The 26,309-nt window shown below is 68.7% G+C and carries 27 protein-coding genes and 1 pseudogene; 22 read left to right on the top strand and 6 right to left on the bottom strand.

Features of this window, described 5'->3' with window-relative positions:
• Positions 1 to 721: 721 nt before the first annotated feature.
• Both CG740_RS32835 and CG740_RS32840 read right to left on the bottom strand, forming a co-directional pair.
• Positions 722 to 1,396 (bottom strand): alpha/beta hydrolase, encoded by a 675-nt coding sequence (locus CG740_RS32835; protein WP_100578967.1) that lies wholly within the window; start codon positions 1,394 to 1,396, stop codon positions 722 to 724.
• A gap of 872 nt (positions 1,397 to 2,268) precedes the next feature.
• Positions 2,269 to 3,588 carry a M14 family metallopeptidase gene (locus CG740_RS32840; protein ID WP_100578968.1) on the bottom strand — a complete coding sequence of 440 codons (1,320 nt, stop codon included), beginning with the start codon at positions 3,586 to 3,588 and terminating at the stop codon, positions 2,269 to 2,271.
• Between the two features lie 720 nt (positions 3,589 to 4,308).
• Here CG740_RS32840 and CG740_RS32845 point away from each other — a divergent pair.
• From CG740_RS32845 to CG740_RS40480, 6 genes are all read left to right on the top strand, one after another.
• Positions 4,309 to 4,926, top strand: coding sequence for a dihydrofolate reductase family protein (locus CG740_RS32845; protein WP_100578969.1), 618 nt, complete (start codon positions 4,309 to 4,311; stop codon positions 4,924 to 4,926).
• A 4-nt stretch (positions 4,927 to 4,930) separates the two neighbouring features.
• Positions 4,931 to 5,782: an alpha/beta fold hydrolase gene (locus tag CG740_RS32850; protein WP_100578970.1), complete on the top strand. Its 852-nt coding sequence runs from the start codon at positions 4,931 to 4,933 to the stop codon at positions 5,780 to 5,782.
• 238 nt (positions 5,783 to 6,020) lie between these two features.
• Entirely contained in the window at positions 6,021 to 6,503 is a 483-nt protein-coding gene (locus CG740_RS32855) for a DedA family protein (protein WP_100578971.1), read from the top strand.
• Between the two features lie 225 nt (positions 6,504 to 6,728).
• Positions 6,729 to 7,343 carry a hypothetical protein gene (locus CG740_RS32860; RefSeq protein ID WP_100578972.1) on the top strand — a complete coding sequence of 205 codons (615 nt, stop codon included), beginning with the start codon at positions 6,729 to 6,731 and terminating at the stop codon, positions 7,341 to 7,343.
• Between the two features lie 736 nt (positions 7,344 to 8,079).
• Positions 8,080 to 8,784, top strand: a complete 705-nt coding sequence (locus CG740_RS40475) for an ISL3 family transposase (protein WP_199846643.1) — start codon at positions 8,080 to 8,082, stop codon at positions 8,782 to 8,784.
• A 315-nt stretch (positions 8,785 to 9,099) separates the two neighbouring features.
• Entirely contained in the window at positions 9,100 to 9,681 is a 582-nt protein-coding gene (locus CG740_RS40480) for a transposase (RefSeq protein WP_199846644.1), read from the top strand.
• 8 nt (positions 9,682 to 9,689) lie between these two features.
• Here CG740_RS40480 and CG740_RS32875 read toward each other — a convergent pair whose 3' ends face one another.
• Positions 9,690 to 10,157, bottom strand: coding sequence for an SUKH-3 domain-containing protein (locus CG740_RS32875; RefSeq protein WP_100578974.1), 468 nt, complete (start codon positions 10,155 to 10,157; stop codon positions 9,690 to 9,692).
• 212 nt (positions 10,158 to 10,369) lie between these two features.
• Between CG740_RS32875 and CG740_RS32880 the strand changes: the two genes are divergently transcribed.
• A complete protein-coding gene (locus tag CG740_RS32880) occupies positions 10,370 to 10,930 on the top strand; it encodes an SMI1/KNR4 family protein (protein ID WP_100578975.1) in 561 nt (186 codons plus the stop codon).
• Positions 10,931 to 11,008: 78 nt separating this feature from the next.
• On the opposite strand, the pseudogene istB reads toward CG740_RS32880, so the two are convergent.
• A pseudogene (gene istB / locus CG740_RS32885) lies at positions 11,009 to 11,811 on the bottom strand (IS21-like element helper ATPase IstB).
• Positions 11,808 to 12,062, bottom strand: coding sequence for a hypothetical protein (locus CG740_RS32890; protein WP_234376610.1), 255 nt, complete (start codon positions 12,060 to 12,062; stop codon positions 11,808 to 11,810). The pseudogene istB and the gene CG740_RS32890 overlap by 4 nt, the downstream one beginning before the upstream one ends.
• Positions 12,063 to 12,254: 192 nt before the next feature.
• Here CG740_RS32890 and CG740_RS32895 point away from each other — a divergent pair, with 192 nt between their 5' ends.
• Positions 12,255 to 12,431 (top strand): hypothetical protein, encoded by a 177-nt coding sequence (locus tag CG740_RS32895; RefSeq protein WP_199846645.1) that lies wholly within the window; start codon positions 12,255 to 12,257, stop codon positions 12,429 to 12,431.
• A 207-nt stretch (positions 12,432 to 12,638) separates the two neighbouring features.
• The gene (locus CG740_RS32900) at positions 12,639 to 13,196 is read left to right on the top strand and encodes a hypothetical protein (RefSeq protein WP_234376626.1); all 558 of its coding nucleotides are present in this window, start codon (positions 12,639 to 12,641) and stop codon (positions 13,194 to 13,196) included.
• Positions 13,197 to 13,347: 151 nt separating this feature from the next.
• Here the strand turns inward: CG740_RS32900 and CG740_RS32905 are convergent, their stop codons facing one another.
• Positions 13,348 to 14,133 (bottom strand): M15 family metallopeptidase, encoded by a 786-nt coding sequence (locus CG740_RS32905; protein WP_100578976.1) that lies wholly within the window; start codon positions 14,131 to 14,133, stop codon positions 13,348 to 13,350.
• A 217-nt stretch (positions 14,134 to 14,350) separates the two neighbouring features.
• On the opposite strand from CG740_RS32905, the gene CG740_RS32910 reads away from it, so the two are divergent.
• The 13 genes from CG740_RS32910 to CG740_RS32965 all read left to right on the top strand — a co-directional run bounded on the left by CG740_RS32910 (position 14,351) and on the right by CG740_RS32965 (position 26,299).
• On the top strand, positions 14,351 to 14,995 hold the full coding sequence (locus tag CG740_RS32910; RefSeq protein WP_100578977.1) for an RNA polymerase sigma factor: 645 nt from the start codon (positions 14,351 to 14,353) through the stop codon (positions 14,993 to 14,995).
• An 83-nt stretch (positions 14,996 to 15,078) separates the two neighbouring features.
• Positions 15,079 to 15,951 carry a hypothetical protein gene (locus CG740_RS32915; RefSeq protein WP_234376611.1) on the top strand — a complete coding sequence of 291 codons (873 nt, stop codon included), beginning with the start codon at positions 15,079 to 15,081 and terminating at the stop codon, positions 15,949 to 15,951.
• A gap of 653 nt (positions 15,952 to 16,604) precedes the next feature.
• On the top strand, positions 16,605 to 17,057 hold the full coding sequence (locus CG740_RS32920) for a hypothetical protein (RefSeq protein WP_159030448.1): 453 nt from the start codon (positions 16,605 to 16,607) through the stop codon (positions 17,055 to 17,057).
• Positions 17,058 to 17,208: 151 nt separating this feature from the next.
• A complete protein-coding gene (locus CG740_RS32925; RefSeq protein ID WP_159030449.1) occupies positions 17,209 to 18,513 on the top strand; it encodes an aKG-HExxH-type peptide beta-hydroxylase in 1,305 nt (434 codons plus the stop codon).
• 58 nt (positions 18,514 to 18,571) lie between these two features.
• Positions 18,572 to 18,730, top strand: coding sequence for a hypothetical protein (locus CG740_RS39920; protein WP_159030450.1), 159 nt, complete (start codon positions 18,572 to 18,574; stop codon positions 18,728 to 18,730).
• A gap of 96 nt (positions 18,731 to 18,826) precedes the next feature.
• Complete coding sequence (locus CG740_RS32930) at positions 18,827 to 19,045, top strand: hypothetical protein (protein ID WP_100578981.1); 219 nt, start codon at positions 18,827 to 18,829, stop codon at positions 19,043 to 19,045.
• Positions 19,045 to 20,775 (top strand): B12-binding domain-containing radical SAM protein, encoded by a 1,731-nt coding sequence (locus tag CG740_RS32935; protein WP_100578982.1) that lies wholly within the window; start codon positions 19,045 to 19,047, stop codon positions 20,773 to 20,775. Before CG740_RS32930 ends, CG740_RS32935 begins: the two co-directional genes overlap by 1 nt.
• A 65-nt stretch (positions 20,776 to 20,840) precedes the next feature.
• A complete protein-coding gene (locus tag CG740_RS32940; protein ID WP_100578983.1) occupies positions 20,841 to 22,097 on the top strand; it encodes an MFS transporter in 1,257 nt (418 codons plus the stop codon).
• Between the two features lie 4 nt (positions 22,098 to 22,101).
• Positions 22,102 to 23,328 carry a hypothetical protein gene (locus tag CG740_RS32945; RefSeq protein ID WP_100578984.1) on the top strand — a complete coding sequence of 409 codons (1,227 nt, stop codon included), beginning with the start codon at positions 22,102 to 22,104 and terminating at the stop codon, positions 23,326 to 23,328.
• Complete coding sequence (locus CG740_RS32950; protein WP_159030451.1) at positions 23,325 to 24,515, top strand: hypothetical protein; 1,191 nt, start codon at positions 23,325 to 23,327, stop codon at positions 24,513 to 24,515. The genes CG740_RS32945 and CG740_RS32950 overlap by 4 nt, the downstream gene beginning before the upstream one ends.
• Positions 24,512 to 25,123, top strand: coding sequence for a suppressor of fused domain protein (locus CG740_RS32955; protein ID WP_234376612.1), 612 nt, complete (start codon positions 24,512 to 24,514; stop codon positions 25,121 to 25,123). Before CG740_RS32950 ends, CG740_RS32955 begins: the two co-directional genes overlap by 4 nt.
• On the top strand, positions 25,120 to 25,626 hold the full coding sequence (locus CG740_RS32960; protein ID WP_100578987.1) for a GNAT family N-acetyltransferase: 507 nt from the start codon (positions 25,120 to 25,122) through the stop codon (positions 25,624 to 25,626). Before CG740_RS32955 ends, CG740_RS32960 begins: the two co-directional genes overlap by 4 nt.
• A gap of 73 nt (positions 25,627 to 25,699) precedes the next feature.
• Complete coding sequence (locus CG740_RS32965) at positions 25,700 to 26,299, top strand: hypothetical protein (RefSeq protein ID WP_100578988.1); 600 nt, start codon at positions 25,700 to 25,702, stop codon at positions 26,297 to 26,299.
• Positions 26,300 to 26,309 lie beyond the last annotated feature (10 nt).

The raw sequence follows: 26,309 nt of genomic DNA on the forward strand, positions 1-26,309 counted from the left end.
CGGCCATCGGCGTTGGTGAACTCGGTCTGCTTTTCGCTGAGGGTCTTCGCCGAATTCCGACGGGCAAAGGACTCGGCCGCGGAGGGCGGAGACTCGCGGCCGGCCGCCGCTGTGGAGGTGCCGCCGAAGCCAGTGCAGGTACCTCGGTCACGGTACGCAGTGCCCCGACCGTCACAGGCCGGACTATTCGTCGCTTGAGCGAGGTCACTGATGTCCTTTCAGGCATGGGTGACCGCACATCAGCATTCCCCCCACACACGCATGTAATGTTCGTGTAAATCCCCGCAAGAAAGTACCTCTTTGGTGAAGGCCAAGTCATCACCGGGAGGCGTGAGCTGCCTCACAGCAGTCTCACAAGGTTCTTGTAGGGCCACCTCTGCGCGTGGGCTTACCGGGGATGGTGAGCTTTTAGTGGGCTGGCCCCGGTCGTCCTCAAGAGGCTGAGGCGCTGCCGCGATCCGGGCGGCCTCCGTAGAGCTTGTGAAGGAAACGTAATGTCATGAGGTTGGGCGCCCGGGCTGAACTCTGACGATAGGCAACTCACTTTGTCGACAAAAGTACTGAGCTGGATGCAATACGTGGATTCCTGCTCGGGGGTGTCCCTTGACCGAAGCAACAGAGGCACCCCCGGGTCGGTGGTAGCGGCGGTGCGCCTCATGGCAGGGCGCGAGTGGCCTGTTCAGCCGCGGCCGGCATACCGGAACCGCCCCTCGGTTCGGGCTCAACTGCCGTTGGCAGCTCGCTGGCGCTGGATCAGGTCAGCTACGGCCGCCGGGCGGCTCAGGTAGGGCGAGTGGCTGGTGTCCCACATCTCCGCGCGAGAGCAGTGCCCGGCAAAACGGTCCGGAAGTGGAGTCACGATGGTGCGGTCCCGCCGGCCGCGTAGGTAGAGCGACGGGGTGTCCCGCCAACTCACGTGCGTGGGTGTCGCGTTGAAAATCGACAGAGGTTCCGGACGCAGTAACTCCAGCGCACGCGTGGCCGCCGGCTCGCTGATGTCGCCGAATAGCTTTGTCCGGGCATCGTCCGGGTCGAGGTGAAGGCGCCCGTCCGCGTCCGGCAGCGCGAGCAACCCCTCCCCGGGTTCACCAGGAGTCTCCGCGAGGATCTTGGCGGGGGACTCGTCGACGTCGAGGATCCAGCTGTTGAGGAAGACCAACGAGGCGGCGCCGCGTACCGTCCCGGCGGTGACGCCCCCGAAGGAATGTCCCACCACCACCGGCGGCCGCGACGAGCCCGACACGATGGCCTCGACCTTCGCGGTGCTCTCGGCGAGCGACAGCCCGTAGAGATCGGGCACCTCCACGGACAGGCCCCGGGAGTGCAGCTGATCGGCTAGGTCGGCGTAGTGAGCGGGCTGGTGCCAGGCTCCGTGAAGAATGATCACATCAGTCATTTGGGCACGTTAACGCCAATTGCCCGACTGGCACCAGGTTCTCGGCCTGGCTGGAGGGCGTGGAGCCCGGATGCGAGACACGTGGGCCACACGAGTCAAGAACCTCGCCGCAAAGTGCCGGTTCCACCGCTCGCGGGTGAAGAAGGTGGTGCGCGAGTTGGCGCAGGGCGTACTGCGCCTGAGCCGATCGCAGTGGCCCTGCGCAACAGGGGTGTTGGGCGCTGGACGGGAAAACGTCGAAGGTCGTGCGGGGTTGCATCCGCGAGAGCGTGCTGTCGGCCGGTTACCCCGTACGGTCCCTACCGCGTTGCAGAGCTTGGTGGGCCGTCCTTGTGTAGAGGAGACACGAAAACCACAAACCGTGTCACACGAAAGGATTGTCATGCGTCTCCGAGTAGGCATCGCCGCTCCGGTAGCCGGTCTGGCTGCTACAGCTGTACTCGTTCTCTCCATCAGCCCGGCTGCGGCCGCTACGGACCCCACGCCGCCGGTCGCCCCGCCGGCAGTGCCCTCTCTGCCGGTGACTCCGCCGGCGGTCCCTCCGCTGCCGGTGACTCCGCCGGCGGTGCCTCCGCTGCCGGTGACCCCGCCGTCACTGCCTCCGCTGCCGGTGACTCCGCCGGCGGTGCCTCCTCTCCCGGTGACCCCGCCGGCCCTCCCGGTCACCCCGCCCGTTAAGCCGTAGCGCGGAACTTCCGATGTCCCTGGGCCGCAACTGTTTCCATCAGTCTGCCTCGGCCGTAGGTCGCGCCCGCGTTTCGGCGTCGGCGCTGGGTCGCCGCTGGACAGTCGGCCCGGGACACCGGGAGCCTTGGGGGCGGAATCGGACCGGTGCGGGCAGCGGTCGGCGTGAAAGCTGCGGTGCCCGCCTTTCAGCAACGGTCGATGGGCTCTGCCGCGGTCAGCCCGAAGTGGGCGCGGCCGTCGAGCAGGAGCGGCACCAGTGAGCGTAGCGGCTGCCGCAGAGGTGCCATGGCGCCTCCGTCTGGCATTCGGTACAACTCAAGCCCATGCAGGGCGAGTTGGGTGCCAACGCGTTCGTACTGTGCTGCGGTGAGGCGATAGCCGCAGGGCGGGGGATCGAGAATTTCGGCGGGTCGCGGGCGGGTGTTGTCCGCACCGGCCAGATAGAGGGGCCCTTGGTCGCGGTGACCGGCGAGGCGAGACCTGGCCGTGGCTGCCTCGATGGCTTCCCGGCGGTCCGTCATGAAGCTGAACAGGCCGCCGAGTCCGGTCAGTTGGGATGCCACTCGGCGTCGTCTGTTGGCCTCGGGACTCGTCCTCTCCGCCTCGGTCGCGGCGTCGGCGCGACTCTCGATGAGCAGGGCAATCGCGTGTTTGACGGCCGCCGTGTTGCGCAGGATGCGTTCCTGTCCGTCTCCGGCCACCTGTTTGACGGGGGCGCCGGTGCCCGGGTCGGTCCAGATTCCATAGGTGCCTGTGCTGAGACCGGCGCTTCGCGCTGCTCGGCGAACGTAGTCACCGGACAGCACCTGCGCCTGCTCGCGCAGCCCGGGGGAGGTGTTGAGGTTGCGCGGCCACAGGTCGAACAGGTCCTTGTCGTAGTACCCGGGAACAGCCCAGTACTCGTGCAGGTCATAGACGACATCGGGGTGCCGGTCACGCAGGACCGTCGCGATGGCGGCCGCCTCCGCGGTCCGCAGAGCCACGTGGTCGCGGTTGATGTCGACGCCTTCTGAGTTCTTGCGGGTGTTGCTGGCCCGGCCGTCCGGATTGGCCGTCGGGACGACCAGGACCGCGGTGTGTTCCAGGAAGCGCAGCATGGCCCGATCCCTCGTCAGAGCAAGGTCCCGGACCGTGGTGAGGCACGCCTCACGCCCCGCCGGCTCGTTGCCGTGCTGGCTGCACACGAGAAGCACGGTGGTGGTGGCGCGCTGGGCACCGATGCGTACCTCTTGCAGCGGACGGCCCTGGCGGGTGGTGCCGATCCGTCGGACCGAGGTCCGCTCGCTGAGCCGGTCGACGGCGCCGAGGAACGATTGCTCCTGCTCCTGACTGGTCCAGTGCGCCCCGCCGCTGGTCTCGAAGCCGGTCCGGGGCACAGCTGTCGGCTCTCCGCCCGGGCCGTCGGGAACGGCGACGGCGACGGCGAAACTGCCGAAAGTGAGGCTCAGCGTGGTCAGCAGGGAGAGCCCCACGACGAAGCCAGTGGCGATTGCGCGCCGATGCATAGCGACCCTCATCCCGTGCTATCGGATCGGAACCCCCTGGGGAACCCGACGCTAGACATCAGCCGACGGTTGTGCACTCCGTGAGAGCCGAAAGGCGCCTGCCGGGGCTGCGGCCCTGTTGCGTCTTGCCGCGGCAGTCGCTTGCGAAGCCATCTCGATTTCGCCTCTCGCCGGGCCTTCGTACGGCCGGCCCTTCGAGCTGCGGCTTCCCGGACGGCGGCTCCTTGGGGCGCCGCCCCGCTGCCCCGCCAGGGTCGCGGTTCGACGTCTCGCGTCCTCTGCGGCCGCGACCGGCCACCTCCCTCAACGAGCTTGGCCTGTGCAGTGGTTGATCGTCAGCAGGTACGTCCGCGCCGCTCCGAGTCGGATCGTTTCGCGGAGTGGAGGCTGTCTCGCGGCCTCCCGGCGACACCCACGCTCACGGCCATCGGCGGCCACGTCTCCCCTCCTGCGATGAACAACCTCCGCCTGAACCCTGAACCCTGAACCCTGAACCCTGAACACCGCATGGGCCCAGAACTGGCAGAGCTGCGGGCGGGCCAGGGGGTGGGGGTGACTGCTCGGCCGGACCAGCTGGAGGAGGGCCGGCACGGCGGACGGACGAGGCACACCGCTCGCTGCGAGCGAGGGTCTTTCGTTCCGCCGATCTCTCCTGGCCCCTCCGAGGCGCGTTTCGCGGACGAGCGATGATTTCCGGCGGGGGACCGGGTCTACGTCTACATGACTCGAATCATCGCTGACATCTCAATCTCACTCGACGGCTTCGTCACCGGACCCGACCCCGGCCCGGGCAACGGTCTGGGCACCGGCGGCGATGCCCTCCACACCTGGGTGTTCTCTGACGATCCCCAAGATCGCCGCATCCTGAGCGACGGGACGACCCGGTCCGGAGCCGTCATCCTCGGCCGACGGCTCTTCGACCTGGTCGACGGGCCGGGCGGCTGGAACGACAACGTCGGCTACGGCGCCCGAGAGGTCGGTAAACCCACGTTCGTCGTGGTGACGAGCGAGCCGCCGAAGTCCGTACGCCTCACCGACCTCGACTGGCAGTTCATCACCACCGGGCTGCACGACGCCGTCGCCGCCGCACGCGAGGGTGCCGAAGCCGCGTCCTCGGACAAGGGCCAGGATCTGGACGTCGTTCTCATGGGAGGCGGGGCCCTCATCGGGTCGGCACTCGAAGCCGGCCTGGTCGACGTGTTGAGCCTGCACCTCGCACCGGTCGTACTCGGCGCCGGCACCCCGCTGTTCATCGATGGTGTGCGCCACACGCTGACGCAGCGGAGCGTGATCCCGACGTCAACGGCGACGCATCTGACCTACGACGTCGTGCGGTGATCCGATGACCACTCTCACCACCGGTGACGTCAACAGGATCGATCTGGGCATCGAGTCATTCGGTGACGAGAACGCGCCACTCGTCCTGCTTGCGGGCGGGACGACGATGCTCTCCTGGCCGGACGCGCTGTGCGTGCGCCTCGCAGCCGGTGGGCGTCGCGTCGTGCGCTACGACCTGCGCGACAGCGGAGAGTCGACAACGGCGGACGTGGAGGCGCCCGCCTACACCCTGCGCGACCTTGCCGCTGACGCAGCCGCCCTCGTGGACGCGCTCGGCGGGGGCCCCGCGCACCTCGCGGGCATCGGAGTGGGCGGGATGGTCGCTCAGGTGGCCGTGCTCGACCATCCTGGCGCGTTCTCGGCGCTGACTCTGGTCGGTACCCGCTCGGTCGCCCCGGGCCCGCCCGACGACGACCTCCCCGACCACGACCAGGGCACGATGAGTCGACTGTTCGCGCGTCCGATGCCCGACTGGGCCGACCGCGAGGCGGTAGCCGACTTCATCGCGGCCGGCGCGGAGATCCTCGGCGACGACCCCGTGGCCGCCCGCGCCGTAGCCGCACGCATCTGGGACCGCACGCCCCTAAGCACACCCCCGGTCCACATGGCGAACCAGATGGGCATGGTGTTCTCCAGGCTCGACTGCACCCCGCGCTGGCGGGAGCGCCTGTCGGAGATCGAGGTGCCCACGCTCGTCGTCCACGGCCGCCGGGACCGGTTCTTCCCCGTCGGCAACGCAGAGGCGATCGCGCATGAGATCCCCGGAGCGGAGCTGCTCGTCCTCAATGGGGCCGCCACCGCGATCCCGGACACGTCGGTCGGCGAGGTCGCTCAGGGGATGCTCGCTCTCGGCTAGCGGGACAAGGGATGCCGGCGCCCAGGTGACCCGTATGCGCATTCGGTTAGGCTGAACGTGGCTGGCGTGCGGGTTCACATGGTGAGGTTCCGGTGCCGAAGGTAGGAACCGTCGGACGGAACGGGTAGAGGCGGGGCGCAGGTGAGAGACGGTGACCGGGCTTACGCCCACCGGGGATACGACGCCGTGCGGGCGGGGCAGGTAACGCGTTCCGGCGCCGAGTCTGGGACGGGGCGCCGTGGATAAGCTCGTGCTCACTGCTGGAGCCCTGTACGTCATCGTCCTGCTCCGCGCCGCAGGAACGTTCGCCGTGGGGTGGCTCACCGCTGCCGGTGCCCGCCGCAGCCGGTTCGCCGAGCGGCTTTCCTCGGCGAAGTTCCGTCGCGTCGAGGGGGCGATCCAGCGGTGGGGCGCGCCGGTGGTGGCCGTCTCCTTCCTGACCGTCGGCTTCCAGACCGCCGCCAACTTCGTCGCGGGCAGTGTGCGTATGCCGCTGTCGCGCTATCTGCCCGCCCTGTTCGTTGGCGGAGCTGCCTGGGCACTGATCTACGCGACGGCGGGACTCGCCGTGTTCAAGATGCTGGGAAGGTTCTTCGCCGAACAGACGGCCGTCGGAGTGTCCGCCGTAGCAGTCCTTTGCCTCGTGGCGTGCGGGGTGGTGGTGTACCGCCGAAGGCGGGCGGCCCTGCCTCCCGTCGACGTCGTGCCCGGGGAATCCTGAGCCCATCTGGCGAATTCCCCGTTCGCCGGCGCCCAGATCCCGTGGCTTCCGCTAGCCGTAATTGCCACAGCCCACATCCCTCAGCCCTCTGCCCACAGTCCTGGCTCGCGGTGAGCGCCGAATCAGGTTCCGCCGCCTCGCCGGGGGTTCCCTGCCAGGGCCTGCCAGCGGCCGGATCGCGGTGCCGGACGGGCGGTTGACAGCGGTATGAGGTATGCAGGCGGGATGGATACCGAACGGCTCACCTTCGATGGATGGATCGCCGCTGTGGGGACGGGTTCGGGCACGCGTGTGGTGGTGGGCCACTGGCCACGGTCTCCGTTCGGCGCGTTCAGCGATGTCATGGTGGAGCGCGCTGATGGGTGGCGGTTGCTGTTGGCACCGAGTGAGGCGACGGCTGAGTACGTCTCCGCGGTCTACCACTTCGACGAGGTCCGACGCGTTGCGGTGAAGGTGGAGGTGCGGAATGCCGTGTGGGACGTGACCGCCGGCCCCTTGGACGTGCAGTTCGCCGTCGGGCGTCGGGGCGTTCTGGGACTCGCGCTGCGGGCGGTCCCGCGCCCGTTGGCCAGAAGGCCGCTGTGGGCGGCGCTGGCGGACGGGCCCGCCCGGCTGATGACCGGTGTTCGTACTCGGGGCAGCTCGCGTCCGGGCTGTCGGCAGTGGTACGCGGCCGGTGACCTGCTGCCGATCGTCTCCGCCCGGGCCCGGTTCGACGGCAGCGACCTCGGCCCGTTGGCGCCGGTCTCCCCGCCCGTGCGTTTCGGCTTCGCCTCGGCCCCTGCCGCTCCGTCCCTGGTACGGGTCGTCTCTACCGTGGAGCGCACGCGCTCGGCGTGATCGACCACGATCGCCGAGATCGGCCAGCCTGACGACGTACTGCGTAAGCGTCCACGTCTGTCTCCCGCGTGGGCATCCAGGTACCCGACCGCATATTCCGCCCGCGTTCCGCTCGCCCGCGCGCACTCGCTCAGGTCATGGGGAGGCTTGTGGATCTGCATGGGCCAGCAGGGGGGGCGAGTGGGATGCCGGATCGCGTTGCTGCGGTTCGGCATGCGCGCAGCCGGGCTCTGGTCCGGGGCCGGAACTGGGGCACTTTGCCGCAGCCGCAGGGCTCGCGGCCCTCGTAGCGCAGGCCCTCGTTCAGTACGGCGGCCACGACGGACCATGCCTTGGAGTCATGGCGGTGTGGGGCCGCGAGATCGTGGCTGGCGCAGACCATCGGATCCGAGCATCGGGGGCACTTGGGCTCGCCAGATCCGAGATGCCGCTTGAACGCCACTCGGCGGCGCAGGCACGCGTAGTGCAGCTTGTAAGGCTTCTCGCCGTAGTGGCATACCAGGTGAACGTACGCGGCGGTGTCGCAGCTGGCTTCGTTCACGTGAAGTAACAGCGATTGGTCAGCACTTGGGGCAGCAGTTAGTGATCTTGAGTGCTGCGGATGTTCACCAGATATGGTTCTGGCTCGCTTCCGTGAAGTGCGCACGCTGAGTGACGACCGACGCTCGGATCTGCCTTCGGGAGCTTGCCTGTAAATGACCAGTGCCGATCTTGGTGTGGTCGACAGTGCGGCGTCATGGAAGAGACGTTGCTACGGCTGGAGGAGCTGCTGGTCCCGTCCATCGCAGACGTAGCGGTGCTGTCGGTGGACGTGAACGACGAGACGATAAGCATCGGGTCCCGAAGTACGGCGGCCGGGGCAGCGTGTCCTGACTGTGGGAGCCGATCGAGTCGCATACACAGCTCCTACCTGCGGTTTCCCGCCGACGTACCCAGTGCGGGACGGCGGGTGGTCCTCTGCCTTCGGGTCCGCAGGTTCTTCTGTCCGGACGATTCATGCGGACGGCGGACGTTCGCCGAGCAGATGTCCGGGCTGACCCGGCGGCACAGCAGATGGACCGAGCGGTTGCGTTCGACTCTCGCCGCGGTCGGTCTCGCCCTCGCCGGCCGGGCCGGTGCCCGGATGGCACGAGTCTTCGGGGTGTCCGTTAGCCGCAGCGCGGTGTTGCGGTTACTCGACGCGTTGCCTGACCCGGAGACACCGGCCCCACGGGTGGTCGGCGTCGATGAGTACGCCATGCGCAAGGGCCACGTCTACGAGACGGTTCTGGTCGATGTCGAGACCCGAAGGCCGATTGATCTGTTGCCAAACCGGGAGGCGTCCACCCTGGTCAAGTGGCTGGCGAAGTGCCCCGGAATCGAGGTCGTCTGCCGGGATCGAGCTCCGTTCTTCGCGGAAGGTGCCACGGCCTGGGGCACCTCAGGCGGTCCAGGTTGCTGACCGGTGGCATCTTTGGCACAACCTTGGCGAGGCCGCTGAACGGTGCGTCGCCGATCACCGGGCTTGCCTATGGGGCACGGCGCCCGAGCCCCCCTGCCCGGTTGAGGAGCCCGATGCCCCAACGGACAGTTCTGGCTCGCCGTGGCCCACCGGCCACCGGTTCGCCGACCGGACTCGGGCCAACCATGCGGCCGTCCACGCACTGCTCGCCGCCGGCCACAGCCGCCGTACGATCCAATGCCAACTCGGCATGACGTACCGCACTTTCAAACTCCTCGCCGACGCCACCGCGCCGGAGGATCTCTTCCGCGGCCAATGGCAGGGGCTCCCTTCGTGCTCGATGAGTACAAGCCCTACCTGGACGATCGTTGGAACCAAGGCTGCACCAACGCGTGGAAGGCATGGGAGGAGATCGTGCCGCTCGGCTACAAGGGCAGCTACCAGCGAGTTGGCGCCTACTTCCGCACCAAGCGCCTCTCGACAGATCCAGTCACTGCGCCACCGCCTTCACCTCGCACGGTCGCCGGCTGGATCCTCCGCCACCCCGACACCCTCACCGAGGCCGAACAGCTCCGCCTCAAGGCCGTCCTGGTCCACTGCCCCGAACTGGATGCACTCACCGGACATGTCCGGTCCTTCGCCGAGATCTTCACCGAGCGGCTAGGCCAGCGGCTGCCCGCGTGGCTCGATGCCGTCCGCAACGACAACCTGCCCGGCCTCCACAGCCTTGCCGCCGGTATCGACCGCGACCGCGACGCTGTCATCGCCGGTCTCACCCTGCCCTGGAACTCTGGTGTCGCAGAGGGGCACGTCAACCGGATCAAGATGCTCAAACGGCAGATGTTCGGCCGAGCCGGATTCCCGCTCCTGCGAAAGCGAGTACTGCTCTACAGGTGACCGATGCGTCAGGACGGCTGTCCCGCTGGCTCGTACCCCTCATCGATTCGGCGAGGAGCGACGCCGAGAACCAAGTTCTCCATGGCGTGAGGCATCGGTCCAAAGCTGGCAACCCAGGTTTCGACGAGATAGATCATGCCCACTTCATCGATGCCCAGGAAGAACCGGCCGTGGTCCAGCTCGCCAAGTGGGTAAAGATGGCGCCCGATCGCTTCGCCCCACTCCGTGAATCGGTCGTCCTCGCCCCAGGCCAGCTCGGGGTTGAGCTCGAACGGCGTACGTGCACAGCTGATCCCTGGTCCGCTGACGTTCACAGTCAAGCCGCCGAACTCTTGAAGGAAGGCTTCCGCAGCGTCGTGCATGGCGAGCCCGACTGCATGGAACATGGATCGCCAGCGGGCCGTGTCTACCTTCCGTCCAGGCGTCCATCCCGACGCCTCCAACACCTCATCTACCTCTGGCGACCAGCTACTCATCTGGGGCCCCGACTCCTCAGCTACGGGTGAGCAGTGATCATCTCAGCGGTCGGCGTCGCCGAACAGTGTGTGACCGCTTCACGGAAAGCGAGCCAGAACCCCAGATATGACATCACCCAGTAGTGATGGGGATCGTTGAGACTAGCTCCGCCGGGATTCGTGAAGGCCCCCCGGCCGGCCTGCCCATGGGTCTGTCGGAGTCGTAGGCGACCATGTCGCCCGTGGACGACTTTGCGCAATTGGTCGAACGAGTCGCAGCCAAGGCGGCCGAGAGCGCGCGGCTGCAGCTTCCGGTCACCGCGGATGCTCTGGACGAGGCCGAGCGGAGGCTCGGTTTCCGTCTGCACCCGCTTCTTGCCGCGCTGTACTTGAAGGTGGGCAACGGCGGGTTCGGTCCGATGGACTCGTTGCTGCCTCTGTCAGGTGGTCCGAATCTGGATGGTGTGGAGGCCGCGGTTGAGGACTATCTGGGACGGATCCCGGCTGCGGGCGCGGACACCTGGTGGTCGTGGCCCAAGGGCGTCCTGCCGATCCTGGACTGGGGTTGTGCCATGTTCGCGTGCGTCGATTGCCGGAGCAAGGACGGAACAGTCCTCCTCTTCGAGCCGAACGCAATCAGCGGGCAGGACCTGTCCCTGGCGTGGTTCGTGGATGCGGGGAGCCTCACAGAGTGGCTTGAGACCTGGCTGGCGGGCCGGGGATGGTATGAGGAGGGCGTTGCGGACGAAGGCTTCGAGATGGCCCTGTGGCCCGAAGCTTCCGCGCGGTTGTAGCCGTTCGTCGGTCACGATCTCGACGGTGACGGTTCTCCGCCCGGAGGGCGGGAACCGTCGAGTAGTTACCCGCAAAGGTCAGCTGGCCTTCGCCGACTCCTCGGCCCGCGCCCGCGCCCGCGTCGAGGCGATGCGGTAGGAGTCGGTGCCGGTTTCGATGATAGTGCCGTTGAAGGTGAGGCGGTCGACGATGGCTGCGCAGAGTCGGGAGTCGGTGAACGTCTTCGTCCAACCCCCGAAGGACTCGTTGGAGGCGATGGCGACGCTGTTCTTCTCCTCGCTTTCGGTCAGGATCTGAAAGAGGAGTTCGGCTCCGTGGCGGTCGAGTTCCATGTAGCCGAGTTCGTCGATGCAGAGCAGATCGACGCGGCCGTATCGGGCGATGGTCTTGTTCAGCTGCTTCTCGTCGGCAGCCTTGACCAACTCGTTGACCAGCTTCGTGGCGAGGGTGTAGCGGACGCGGTAGCCCTTCATCGCGGCCTCGGTGCCCAGAGCGATGAGCAGGTGGGACTTGCCGGTGCCGGAGTCGCCGATCAGGCAGAGGGGCTGGCTCTTCTTGATCCATTCGCAGCTGGCGAGGGCGTGGATGGTGGCCGGGTCGATGTTCGGGTTCGCCCCGAAGTCGAAGGATCGCAAGGACTTCTCCCGGGAGAAGCCTGCTGCCTTGATCCGCCTCTCCGACCTGCGGCGAGCGCGGTCGTCACACTCGGCCATCAGCAGCTCCGCGAGGAAGCCGCGGTAGGTCATCTGGTCCTCCGCTGCCGAGGTTGCGATGTCGGGAAACTCGGCCCGGATCGCGGCAGCCGCAGGAGACGGCAGGCTGTGTCGATCGCGGCGTCGGCGGCCTGCTCGGTCATGTTCCGCTGGCGGGGCAAGGTCACTGGGCTTCTCCCTCATGGTGGGTGCCGCCACTGGTGCGGTGGCGGCGGAGCAACTGGCCATAGGGGGCCACCGAGGGCAGCGGCCTGGTGGCCGGCGGAAGGTGTGCGAGCCGCCACTCGTCGTGCAGAGGCGTGATGGTCGCCGAGGACTGGACTGCCGGATGCGGATCGCGCGGGGTGGGGATAGCGGCGGGTTCTTCCTCGGCCTGGGCGGCTTTGCGGGCCTCCAGGGCAACGGCATCGGCGGTCAAACAAGCACCGCCGGGGTGCCCGAGGTTCTTGTGACCCAACCGATGGGAGTAAGAGGCAGCTCACGGGGCGGTTGCACGCGTGGCGCGCGAACGGCGTCCTGAGTAGTCCCCATCGGACCCGGTGGCTGGGCCTGGGTCATCGATCACCACGTGTGGTGGGGATGCCGAGTCGACTTCCGTGGGCTGTCCGCGGTGACGTTCGAGCAGGCGGAGCATCTCCTCGGCGCCGACCAGGCTGACCTGGAGCCCTTCGACTTCGCCGAGCCAGCCTTCACGTTCGGCATCGGCGATGCGGGCGATCAAGTTATCGCGGATGTCGGCAAGCCGTGCCGCGTTGGGACGGGTCAGGTCGAAGGAGCGAGCATCTGACGCAAGCGTGCTCATGAATGCACGGCGTCCCGAAGGCGCGTGCGCGGGCGCCGATGGATACCTTCCGCTTCTCAAAGTGGGCGAGGAATCGAACAGCGCCGTCACCCTCCGCGCTGGCTCCCCAAGATCTGTGCCAGAACCCGTTACCCGTGAACAAAGCCATGCAGCCGACGGAGCCGCAGTCAGGGAGAATCAGCCGCTGTGAACATGGGGATCTTTGGTTTCGAGCCGTCTTTCCTGACCGGGATCGAGGCGATTCGGCAGGCTCACGCATCACGTCTGGCGACGCTCGTGGGTCGGCGGCTGACCCGGTGCGCTCTGGTGCGCTTCATCGAGAACGGAGTCTGGTTCGCCGACTGCCCGGTGGTGCTGGACTTCGACGGTTTTCAGGTGGAGGTTTGCCACTCCAAGCTCGATGAGCTCTCGATCGGCTGGAACACGATCGACACCGCTGCAACCATCACCGGATGGGAGTGGTTCGAGCTCACGCCTCAGTGGTCTCACTACGACGCAGGCCTCGAACACTTCGTCGGCCAGGAACTGCGCGAGGTCGCGCTGCTTGAGTGGCGGCCAGTGGAGCACGACCTGGCGGCCGGAACGGTGATAGTGGAGTTCGTATTCACCGAGGGCTGTCTGAGGATCGTCAACGGACTCGACGAGAACCGCATCGAAATCGCCATCCCGGCCCGCGCCCAGCACGTGACCCAGGTTCCAGATCGTGCGGTCGGCTGCCAACGCGCCGACCAGCACGGCGATCAACACTGAGGTGCCGCGCAGCCGATGCCGTCCGGACAGCGGACCGATCCAGTGCCCCGGACCTTTGGCGGAGATCCCATCCATGGGGTGGGCTCTCCGCCCGTCCGTCACGGCGACGAACCCGTCCTCCGGCCCGTGCGGCACGGTCTGGCGCGGAAGGTCACGCAGAGCGGCCGTTGGCCGAGAAGTGCTGATAGTCCGGCGGATTCCAGCGGCCGCCCCACTGCCAACCCGCTGCGCGCATCGCCTTGCTGATCACATCCCCTGGATGGATCATGCCCTTGGCCTGCTGTGACCGGTCCAGGAAGGCCGCGCCGGCAGCGGGATAGACCTTTTCGTTCACATCGACGTACGGGTTCTCCAGGGTGTTGATGTCCACCGCGTCCCCGTACGAGTGCTGGGAGACCTCGGACGGATCGCCGGTGACCTTGCGGCAGTTGAACGCAGAGGTGTTGTCGGCAGCCATCGCCGCCTCGTCGTTGCCGTCGAATTCTGCCATCACCCGCATCTGGCGAATGGGGAACTTCGCTTGCAGAGCCTGCCCGAACACCTTCAGCAGCGATGTCACCGCCCGCTGCCGTACGACGAGTTCGCCCCGGTGAACCTGATCGTCGAAACCCCAGTGGTTCATCTGCACCAGCCGCAGCTCGGACGCCGGGACCGGGCAGCCTGCGTGCCAGCTGAGGCCAAGCTTGGCCGGCGGTACGGCGGTGACAACGGCGTCGAGCGCGGGACCCGGTGCGTCGCGCTGGGGGACCGGCGGCCGGGCTGCGGCGACGGGGCAGGGAAGGATGTAGAGGGGCAGGGTGCAAACAGCTAGCGCGGCGACGACGGTACGGAGTCGGGTCTTGATCACCGGACAGGCATAGCCCGTTCCGGCAGCTCGATCACGCTTGATATCGGCGATAGGGAAGATTGTGCGGAAACTTCCCCCGAATGCGGCCATCGCTTGTCCGCGGCCCGCGGTGTTCCATGGTCCTTTCGCGACCGGGACCGGGGCTGGGGGCCGCGATCGGGGACCGGGACCGGCGCCTGGAAGACCGGGACCCGGGGCCTGGTGCCTGGGGCCGGGTCCGGGATGCTTTCCGGCAGGGAACGGGTGTCCCTCGAAACGGACTTGGATGAGTGGGAACCTTCGGCCCCGTGCCGGACATGGACGGAGCATGGAACTGAACGACGCTGGTTTCGCCGTACCGGTCGGCGAGACATCTGACCGGGAGCTGTGGTCGAGGGCAGTCGACGGTGACCGCGAGGCGTTCGGCCGGATCTTCGACCGGCACGGCAAGACCGTCTACAACCATCTGTTCAGGCGGACGGCTGACTGGTCCGAGGCCGAGGACCTCACGTCGACCGTGTTCTTGCACGCCTGGCGACGGCGATCGGAGACGGTGCTCGACCGCGATTCGGCGCTGCCGTGGCTACTGGGCATCGCCAACGGTCAGTTGTCGAACACCAGGCGCCGGCTGAGACGGGCCGAAGCCTTGCTCCAGCGGCTCGTCTCGCATGACGAGTCGGTGGGCGACCACGCGGACCGCGTGGCCGTCCGGATCGACGACGAGCGTCGCATGTCGGAGATCCATCGGGCGCTGGCCCGGCTGCCGCGTCACGAGCGCGAGGTCGTCGAGCTCTGTGTGTGGTCGGGCCTTGACCAGCAGGCGGCCGCGGCAGTGCTCAAGGTCGCGGTCGGAACCGTGAAGTCCCGACTGCACCGGGCGCGGCAAAGGCTGGGTGCCGACCTCGGCGAAGCCACGGTCCGAGCGCCGTTCAGTTCGAAGCATCCCGTCAACGCGAAGGAGGTCGCACGATGAACGACGCCCAGGGCGTTCCCGCGGCTCCTTCCGACGATCGTGATCTGCCGAACCAACGGCGGACCCGAGAGGAACTACTGAAGATGATTGATCCCCAGGAGAACGAGATTTCGCTGCGACGCCGATGGGGGGTGCCACTCGGGGTCGCCGCCGGTGTGGCGGCGGTGAGCGTCGCGGCCGTATTCGCCCTCGGCGGGACGGGCGAGGCCGGGACGAGCGCCGCCGATCCCGCACACGGCGGTGCGGGGCCGGCGAACCCCGCTTCGGCACCGGGTGCGAGCGCATCGCACGGGGCCACGTCGGGGGGATCCGGTTCGGCGCCGTCCTCGCCGTCCTCGCCGTCCTCGCCGTCCGCGCCGTCCGCGTCCCGCGCGACGTCGTCCAAGGCTGCTGACTTCACCATCACCGACGGGACGACGACCCCGATCGATGCCGGGTCCATCAGCAGGATCCTGTCCTCCTGCCTGGGGCCGGACGCGTCCCAGTACCACGCGGTGATCGCGGAACGTATGCCGCTGGCCTCATCGGATACGGACGGCGTGGTGGTCGCCGTCAACTCGGCCAAGCAGTACGTGCAGTGCCAGACGAAGGGCAACAAGGGGCAGAGCCAGGACTCTCCGCCCACGTTCATCAACGACCGGCTGTGGGGCACCGGTCACACGGTCGAGTATTTCGACTCCATGCTCCAGCCCGCCGGGAAGGGGAAGTACCTCATGCTGGGCGCCGGACACTACATGTCTGGCGTCGCCAAGATCACCATCAGCTACGGCAACGACCCGAAGCAGTACCCGGCGCGCATGGCGGGCGGCGCGTTCGTCTACGGGGCCGCTCTCTCCTCGGACGCGCCGCCCAGCGCGCACTTCATGGGCCCGGACCCCTACGTCCATGCCTACGACGCGTCAGGCAAGGAGATCTACAACCAGGCCAAGGACCCGAGGTTCACCAGCGAGAAGTAGGCCGCCCGCCCAGGGCCGGCCCCTTACACCAGGCCCCCGTCTGAGGAAGACCGGCCCCGGCCGATGAATCTCCTGGCCCCGACGACAGACGCCAGGTGATTCATCGGCCGGCCTGGCCGGCAGCTCCCGCTCGTCCTTCTCATCGGTGTCCAGGAGCGGTCGTTCGTCCCGCTGTACAGGTCCCCTGTTCCAGCCAGCCAGGCTTGAAGCACGCGGCGCGAGGCGACCGGGTCCGCTCGCCGGGGCCGCTCCGCGCATCGGCAACCGTCCTCGGCCCGGCACCGCTGGTGACCTGGTTCGACGTCGTCGGTCCTCGGCCTCGATGCCGGGCATGTGCCTCCGGCGCCGCCGTGAGGGACCCACCCAAAGGCTCACTCGCCGCCTCCACACAAGACGCACTTTCACGCCACATCGAGATTCCGGCCAAGCTTTGAATGACTCATTGACGCCTGGTCCTTTCGTCGTCGTCAATTGTGGTGCGAGCGGGCCGGGGTCTTCGCCATCCCGGTGCGCGCATGGATATCCGACGGGGGGCGGGTATGATCCAGAACGCGTTTCAGTTTGTGCTGGACCAGAGCGAATGCCATTACGCGGCACGTTCGATCATCCGTGCCTCGCCATCGAGTGATTCGTCCGCAACGCTCGAAGAGCATTTGGAACGCAGCTTTCCGTCTTTCCGGACCGCCTTCGCGGAGTGTCTCACCGGCGAGGCCGATGGATATGTCCTTGAACTGCCGGGCTGGGCGGGGGAGTCGCTGGAGCGGCTTGAGGAGACGACCGTCGCCGTCTTCGACTGGTACGGGGCGCGTTCGACGCCCCGGCGGCCCGCGGTATCGCGCGAGGACGTCACGGACCCCAGCCACTGGTTCCACTGGGGAGAGCACCGGGCGTTCGTCCTCTGCTTCGCCCCCTGCTTCCGTGAGGACCACGCCCGCTACGGGTTCGGGCGGCCCGAGACATTCGTGATGTTCCAGCACGAGCGCGCCTTCCACCGCCGCCACCCGCAGCAGATTCCCGTCGGCGTCCGCCGGGCCGTCCGCCGCACCTTCGACGAGGCCGGGCGGGGATACGAGTACGACATCGGGGCGGTGCCCACCTATGACTGAGCGGCTGACCGGGTTGCTGCCCGCACGCGCCGAACTCCTCTCCTCGCACCGGGACTTCGGCCGCGCAGACGTGCTGCGGCGGCGTGCCCGGCACGTACTCGGGTTCACCCTCGCGGCCGCCTTGCGACGCTTCGGTCAAGGCGACGACGTCATGGCCGATCCCGAGATCGCCGAAGACCCGGCGGTGTGGGCTGCGTTGCAGGCCATGTTCGACGGGCTACACGAGCCGGTGGCCGATCCGGCGTCGGTGCTGGCCGCCGCGGTCGCTCGTGGAGCAGTCCGGCGCGAGGGCTTGTCACCGACCGGTGCGGAGCCACCGCGTATACGCACCGCGCGGATCGGTGGGCGGCGGCGGGGGACCGTGTGGCTGTGGCAAGGGGTGCACGGGCCGCTGACCGCGGCTGTCGATGGCGCTTTCCAACGGTACGCACTCACCGCGCCGCCCACACGTGAGACGCATTCTCCCAACCTGCCTGGCGGGAACGGGGATTCCGCGATCAAGAACACCCTCTATGCCGCCGGAAAAGCAGAACAGAAAGCCGTCGAGACGGCGGCGGAAATGATCCGTGAGGCCGTACCGGAGATCGCTCGCGAGACATTTCCCTTCATCGACGGGATCGCGTTCTTCGATGGTGAACTATTCGCCAGCGGCACGCTTCTCTCGCAGCCGAGGATCATCTTCGTCGAACGCCGCATGACCGGCGATACCGACCGCCTCGCCGAAGCCCTGCTGCACGAGGCACTCCACCTCAAGCTCAACGCGCTGACCCTGACCCGCCCGATCTACCGCGCGGGCGTCATCGACGACAGCGCGGTCCTGCTGCCGATTCCCTGGCACCGGGACGCGTCCGGCGTACCGCACCGCTGGATGGCCAACCGGGCACTGGCCGCCGCCCATGTGTACGTCCATCTCGTTGCGCTGTACGAACGTCACGACCCGCCCGCCCGTAGCCGGGCGACCGGTCTCGCGGCCTGCCGGGAACGTGCCGCCCATTTGCTGACGGAGCTGGCGGGCGAGGCCTCCCGGGACCTGGGGCCTGCCGGGGTCCGTATGACGCGCTGGCTGCGCGAAGTCCTGGAGGCCGCGCCGCAGGACCTGGGCCGTGGGGCGGCCGGGGCCAAGCTGCTGCCCGGCCGCGAACCGGAACCGGAACCGGAACCGGAGCGGCCTCGGCCGAGTGCCGCGGTCGGTATTCCATCCGGCACCCTGCGCCGTGCCGCCCCAGGGCACCGGGGCTGGCGGCCGGAACCCGACCTCGGCCTCGTGGCCACGTGCCAGCCGTGGGACGTGCATGTGCTGAACGCCTACCAGTGGACCCTTTTCACCGCGTGCGACGGACTGGACAGCGGCCTCGCGGTCCGCTCCCTGCAAGCCGCCGCGCCCGGCTCGGCCGCACCGATGGTGGCCCGAGCACTCATGGACCTGCTCGACACCGGCTTGATGGTGATCGAGTAGCGCCCCCAGGACGCAGTCCACGGGGGAACGAACGGGAAGAACGGGGGAGGTGAACAACATGACCACCAAGTCCACCGAACAGGAGCTCGTGGAGAAGCTGGCCGAAGAGCTGTCCTTGGACGGCTTCGAGGACACGGACGAGGCCGCGGCCGAGGCCGTCAGCCTGGGCGGCGCGAGCTACGTGAAGATGCTCGGCCGTACCTGGACCGCCGGCTGACCCATGGCGGCACCGGTGGTCCCGGCAGCACACTCCACAGCCGGGGCCACCACCGGCTCCACCACATCGAGGACACGGACCACAAGGAAGCGCGGGATGCGGACGACTCATCGCTGGCTCGACGAAGCCGGCCACGTATATGTGGCCGAGGGCGGCCCGCAAGGGCAGTGCGTACGACTCAACGCCGCCGCCTCCAAGGTCTGGCGGGCCCTGCTCGCCGAGCAGATCACCCCCGACGAACTGGAAGGCAGCGACGGGGAGTTCGCCCGCTCCCTGCTCGTTACCGGTGTCCTCCTGCCCGGGCCGAGCGACTGATGGCGCGGACCAAGCCGGCCGCGCGGCAGACGACCGGGACCCGGCAGCGCTCCGAGGTCCTGCGGATCGCGCCGGCACTCACTCTCGCAGCGGCTGCCGAGTTCGCCCCGGCCATGGCGTTCGTGAACCCGTCCGTCGGCTACTCGGACCGCCGCAAGTCCAAGCCCATCGGGATCGCCTATGTGATGGCCTATCTGCGCTCCCACGGCTTGGAGAGCGAAGGCTTCGACTTCGGCGGCGCGCTCACCGAGCCGGAGCTGCTCGCCGCCGAACACCGGCTCGACACCTACGACATCGTAGGCTTCTCGGTCTACAACGAGTCTGCCGACAACGCCCTCAGCATGGCCGCCTGGATCAAGGAACGGAACCCGACCGCGCTGATCGTGATGGGCGGCCCGCACGCGACCGCGGTCGCCGACCACCTGATCGCCGCGCACCCGCAGGTGGATCTGGTGGTGCGCCGGGAAGGCGAGGAGCCGATGCTGGAGATCGCGCGCCGAGTCGCCGCGCGCCGGCCGGTGACCGGCGTTCTGGGCACGACGTGGCGGGAACCGAACGGCGAGGTGGCATCCCGGGAGGATCCGCCGTTCATCGAGGACCTGGACACCCTGCCCTTCCCCGACGCTCGGTTCACCTCCGACTCGGGATACCCGACCCTGTCCTACTTCGACGACGTCAGCGGCCGGCTCAAGCCCGCGCTGACCGTCAACACGAGCCGGAGCTGCCCGTACAACTGCTCCTTCTGCGGAGTGCTGACCATCGGACGACGCTACCGGACGCGCTCGCCCGGGTCCGTGGTCGAGGAGATCGACTACTTCCGGAATCGGGACGGCATCCCGTACCAGCACATCTACTTCAGCGACGCCAACTTCTACGTCAACCCACGGCGCTCCCTCGCCGTCATCGAGGCGATCCACGCCTACGACCCCGCGATCACGGTCAGCTTCGGCACCCGCGTCAACCAGATCCTGCGCAGCGAGGACGTGTTGGCGCGGATGAAGGAGATCGGCCTGCGGTTCGTCGAGCTCGGCATCGAGAGCGCCTCGCCCGCCATGCTGGAACGGCTGGCGAAGGGCGTATCGCCCCAGGTCAACGTCGACGCGGTACGCACGCTTCAGCGGCTCGGGCTGGAGATCGTCGTCGACTTCATCATGTTCGACCCCGCGACCACCCTGGCCGATCTCCGGATGAACCTCGCATTCCTCCGACGGCTCGGCTTCTACGACTACGTTCCGCACGAGGCGATCTACACCACCCTCGTGCTCTATCAGGGCACGCCCATCCGAGAGTTCTACGAACGCCGGCACGGCCGTGCCTTCGCGCCCAACGAACTCCCCGACATCGTGGGCCTGTACGAGAACGACGACGTCGCCGCCGTCGCCGCGGGCATGCGCTGGTTCCGCCGCACATGGCAGCCCGCCATCGACACCGCGCTCGCCGACGGTGAACTCTGCGCCGAGAAGTGGCGCTCGGGCGGCCGCACCGGCGACCGCCTCGCCCAGCTCCAGCTGGACCTCGTCGCTCTGCGACACGTTCCCTACGTCTTCATGCAGCACCTTGTGGAGGCGGCCGGAGACGGCCGACTGGCCCTTGAGGAGGAGTACGGCGCCCACCTGCCCAGCACCGGAGCGCCGGCGGCCGCTCTGACCGAACTGCTGGCGCGCGTCGCGGAGTTGGTGGGCGACGAGCACTTCGAACGAGACCCCTCGCTGCTCACCCGTTTCGCGTGACCTTGTGCTCCGCCCGTCCGCCCTCCCGACCCTCCGCCCGTTCTCGTGCCGGCGTAAGGAAGAACTTGACCACTGATCTGCCGTCCCAGGAATCCCAGGAACCGTCCGTCGTGAAGGACGTGGCGGCGATCCGGCGTACGACCAGGATGTTCTACGGTCTGTCCTACGTCGGATACTTCATCGACTTCACCTGGGCCGCCACGTCCGTCCTCTACTTCGCCGCCATCGGTCTGAGCCCGGAGGCGATCTTCGCCACGGTCGCGGTGGTGTGGCTGGCCGAGGCGGTCTTCGAGATTCCCACGGGCCTGGTCGCCGACCTGCTGGGCCGGCGCAGTTCGGTCATCGCGAGTTTCGTGTTCCGTTCGGTGGGGTTCGGGGTGCTGTTCTTCGCGCACGACCTGCCCGCTCTGCTGCTCGCGCACGTCCTGGTCTCCATCGGCACGACGTTCGAGTCGGGGGCGCTGGAAGCATGGGCGGTCGACGAGAGCGAGCACTTCGGCGCCGACGAGACGGTGGACGCCCTGTTCACCCGCAGCCGCATCGCCTGCAACTCCGGTCTCATCTCGGGTGTTCTGGTGGGGGCCGTCATCGGCACCCGGAGTCTGGCGCTGCCGTTCCTCCTGTCGGCGGTGGTGTGCGCGGTGACCGCGGCTGTCCTGCCACTGGTGATGCGCGAACACAGCAGGGCGCCGCGACCCGCAGAGCTCTCCCTGTCCACTGCCCTACAGGCCAACCTGGGCGGCACCGGGGCGGCGCTGCGCGGGGACCGGGTGCTGATGTTCCTGGCCGGGGCCGTCGCCTTCGTGGCACTGATGAGCAGCCTGCCGGGCGTGCAGTGGACGACCTACCTGGAAGGCCAGTTCACCACCAGCCTGGTGCTGCTCGGGCTGGTGCGCTGCGCCGGGCCGCTGGTCCAGATTCCGCTCCTGGACCTCGTGCGTAGGCTGCGCACCAAGCGCGGCGTCGCCCGACCGCCGATCGTGCTGGCCGCCTCGTTCACCGCCGCCATGCTCCTCCTGCTCACCGCGTACAGCGGCGGTGCCTGGCAGGCCGTCGCGCTGTACGTGTGCTTCTCCGCGGCGGCGGGCGTGGCCGTGCCGGTCATCCAGGGTGCCGTCAACGACCGGCTCACCAACGCCAACCGAGCCACCATGCTGTCCTTCGTCTCCCTGGTGTCCGGGGCCGTGACCGGAGTGGGGCTCCTCGTCGTCGGTTCGTTCGTCACCGCCATCGACTCGGTCACCGTCACCTGGTCGATCGCCGCCGCTGGGCTCGCCGCAGGAGGCGCGCTGACGGCCTGGCTCTGCGGCCGGAGTCGGTGAGCGGATGCCGCAGCCGCAGGAGGTGTACCTCGAAGCGCGGGTGCTGGCCCACCTCGGGCTCGGGGCCGACCCGGGACCGGCGCCCGCCACCCCCTCCGGGGGCATACGGAGACTGATGGCTCAACTCGCCCCGGACAAAAGGGGGATGGGCCCGTCGCCCCTGCTCGCGCTCGACACGAGCCCCACCGCGGATCCGGCGGTCCGGCGAGCGGCCGTCGATCGGCGCCTCGACAAGATGGACGCGCACGAGGTGGCGGCCGACTTCCTGGAGCGGCGCAGGACGGGCGACCCGTGGTGGGAGCGGGGGCGCCCCTTCCCGCTCACTGCCGACACCCGGGCCTGGCTGCTCCGTTGCGGCGGGCCGGTGGCGCCGGTCGACGGGCTGCTGCGCCGCTGGTCCGAAGCGGGCCCCGACGAAGACGTGACCACCCCCGAGTTCAGGACCACCCTCCGAGAGGGCCGCCACGGCCCGGCAGTCGCGCTGCCGTCCGTCGACACCCTGCTGCGGACCCTGGTCGGCCGCCTGCGGCAGGCCGGGCTGCTGCCTCCGGAGCACCGGGTCACGCTCGTACGGAAGGTCTGGACGAGCGCCGTGGCCGTGCCGGTACGGGTGCCCGGCCGCAGTGTCCTCGTCCTGTCCAGCACCCCGGCCGTACCCGCCCTGGCCCACCTCCTGCACGAATTGGCCCATGTGTCCGAACACGCCCTGCGAGCACCCGAGTTGGCCCTAGAGGTCCGCTGGTGCTTCGACCCGGTGCGCTCCGAAGGATGGGCACTGCTCCTCGAATCCCTGGCCACCGATCCGCTGTGGCTCGCCTCCCTCGATCTCTCGCACCCGTTCACCGAAGCCGTGCGCGTCACCGCCACCTACACCGAACTCCTCGACCGCCAGATGTTCCGAGCGGCTGCGGCCCTCGACGACGAGCTGCCGCCCGACGCCACATCCGCCGATGCCCTCACCCTGACCCATGACCTCATCGCCCGCCTGGGCATCGCCCGAGTCCCGCAAGCGCTGCTCCAAGACGCTTCCGACGGCCTTCAGGTCCGTGCCTATCTGGCCGGATTCGCCTGGCGCGACGAGGCTCTGAGCTGCCTGACGGGCCGCTGGGGCTCACGGTGGTGGGCAGAGCCGGCGGCCTGGGCGGCCGTACGGGACGTTCTGCGCGGGGACGGCGACGCACGTTCCGCTGTGGCGGCGCTGGCCTCCGACGCCGCGGCGAGTGCGGCGTGAATACCGCCCCGGCCCCCGTGGCCGCGCTCCTCGACGCCTGGGACGACAGTTCCCTCTACCCCGAGGCCCTGCGCGCCGGCCTGCTCCCGTACCTCCACACCCAGGGCCCCTGCATCGCCGTGGGCACCCGCGACGGAAGACGCGCATGGGCCGTCACAGGGCACCGCGCCCTGCGGGAAGCGGCGCTGAGGCCACGGGACTTCAGCGGGGAGCTGCTCGGTACGGCGATGAGCGATGCGACTCCTGAGGAGACGGCTCTGCTGCGCCGCCAGCTCCCCGGGCTTGCCGACGGTCCGCATGCCCGGATGCGGCGTGGACTGTCCGCATCGCTGCGCGCCGACATCAACCGGGGGCTGAGCGAACGGGCACGGGAGGCGGTCGCCGGTCGAACGGCTGCCCTCCGCCGAACGTCCTGCGCCGGCAAGCGGGCGTGCCTCGCGGATCTCGTGGGGGACGTGGTCGTCCCCGTGGTGGCGGACGCGCTCGGTGAACTCCTCGGTGTGCCAACGGCGTTGAAGGAGGAATTCCGGTCCTGGTGCGTGGACAGCAGCGAGATGACGGCAGAACCCGAGGCCGAGGAGCGGGCGCTGCGCGCCTTCCTGCACATCTGCGCACAGCTGCGTCGGCACCGCACCGTCCATCCGGCCGAGGACCTGCCGACTTTCTTGGCGGCCCGGCTGACGTCCACGGCCGAATTCGCGCTCAACTGGGTCCTCCTCGTCAAGGCTGGCTTCGGGGCAACGGTCTCGGCCGGGGCACAGTTGCTGCGGGCACTGCCCCGGGACGGCTCGGCAGCCGAGGAAGTGCCGACGCTCCTGGACGACACCTTGCGCAGACACCCTCCGATCCTCCAGGCACGTCGTACGGCCACGCGTCCTACCGTGCTGGCCGGCCAGGACATTGTGGCGGGCGAGCGTGTACTGCTGGTCTTCGCCGCCCCCGGGCTGGGCCCCGGCGCCGCGCCCCACACAGCGTTCGGGCACGGCCGCCACGCCTGCCCCGGCGCCCCCTGGGCGCGCGCCCTGCTCACCGGACTCGCCCACGGCGCCGCCCCGGCCGCCACCCGCTGGCAGCTGCCCGACACCGCCTCTGCCTATGCCACCTCCTTCTCCCAAGGACTGCTCACGCTCCCGGCCGACCATGCCCCCGCCGCCCGATGCCCCGCCGACCCGAGGTCCGCCAGATGAATCCGCGTATTGCCGAACCGCTCCTGTCCCATCGTGTCCGCGACCACGTGCTGTCGACGGCGGTCGCTCCCGTCCCTGAGGCGCCACTCATCCGCTCCGGGCCGGTCGAGATCTGGGCGACCACGCAATCAGGTGTTCCTGGGACCACCCTGAGCACCGTCGGGGTGTCCGACACGGAGCTGGCCTCGACGATCCGTCGGCGGCCCGTACGAGTCGAATTCCTCGCCATCGCGGGCGAGGACCCATGGCGCCCGGTGCTGACCGCTGCTCTGGCCCAGGTCGCGGAAGACTGTCTGGCGGCCGGAGTCGTCGTCAACCGAGGTTCGGCCGTGCGCTGCCGACCGGAGGTCGCCGCCGCATTGGGCGCCGATCACCTCTACGTGAGCCGGGCCGTCTACCACCACCGATCGTTCTCACAGGTCAGGGCGGAGGGCCGACGGGTCGAACTCTGGTGGCTCTTCCCGCTCCACGCCGAGGAGGAGCGCTACCTCGCCGCGAATGGCTGGGAGCGCTTCGAGGACCTCGTCGTTGAGGCCCGTCCCGCCCTGGCCGATCCCGCCCGGCCCGTGATTCCGCTGCCCGCCGCCCGTCCGAGGCGCACCGGGTGAGCGCCGCGCCGCCGCCCACGGCAGCCCGGCGCCTGCGCATGCGCTGGGACCTGACCGCGCCACCGCGCCACTGTCCGCTGCCCGATTCCTACCGAGTCGCCCCCGTCACCGCGGCCGACGCCACGCTCCTGGGAGCACTGTCCTACCGTGCGTACCGGGGCGGCGTCGACGACAATGGTGAGTCCGCGAGCTGGCACCGGGCCGAGATGAACGCCGCGCTCGCGGGCGAGTTCGGCGAAGTCGACTGGCAGGCGACGCGGGCTGCCTGGTACGGCCCCACCCCGGCGTCCCTCTCGCTCGTGACCCACTGGAAGTCCAGCCCCCTCGTGGCCTTCGCGCTCACCGACCCCGCGCATGCCTCAAGGGGCCTGGCGAGGTTCCTCCTCACACACAGCGCGACGGCACTTCGCGCCGCCGGCGCATCCGAACTCACCCTGGTGGTCACCAACGGCAACCCCGCTGCTCGCCTCTACACCCACCTGGGCTTCGCCCCGGTCGACTGAGTCGCCGATGGCGCCCAAGGCCTGTCCCGTAACCGGCGGATGGGCCGCGAGGTGTGCTGTATATCCTCGACTGGTGCAGACACCCGAGGAGCCGTCGAACGCGACGCACGTTCTGGCGGCGGCGTTCCCGTCCCGTCTTGCCGATGACGTGCGCGATGTCCTGGCCGTGGTGCCGACCGCCGAGTTGTCCCCGGCGCGTTCGTTCACGGTCGAGGTACGGGGCGAGGAAGTCGCCATTCCCTCGCGCATCTACAACGAGGAGCCGGGCGCCGACCCGCAACGGAGTTTGACACCCACCCAGCAGGTCATCCTGCACTGCCTCTACACCCGGCACAGCGACGGCCGGGTCCGTCAACGCCACCTTGAGCGGATCGTGGCGTGCGACGAGCCGTGGGTGGTCCCGTTCGTGATGCAGTTGGCCGGCGAGTACGTGCTGGAGATCCTTGAGGCCATCGCCGGGGGGCTTCCCGGACTGTCCATCCCAGGCTCTGCAGCGCGTCGGCTCTACGGGGAGTTCATCGTCCGGAATCCGGCCTTCTTCGCTCTTACGGAGCAGCGAGCGGTCAGCTACTGGTCGTGCTACTACCGCTGGAGGTATGGCGAGTTCGGGATGTATCCCGGGTCCGCTCTGCTGGAAGCGTTCCGGGCGGCAGCGCGAGAGCAGGTGGGTTAGCCGCGGCCAC

The organism is Streptomyces sp. CB01201 (genome assembly GCF_002803085.1).
GTDB classification, from domain to species: domain Bacteria; phylum Actinomycetota; class Actinomycetes; order Streptomycetales; family Streptomycetaceae; genus Streptomyces; species Streptomyces hundungensis.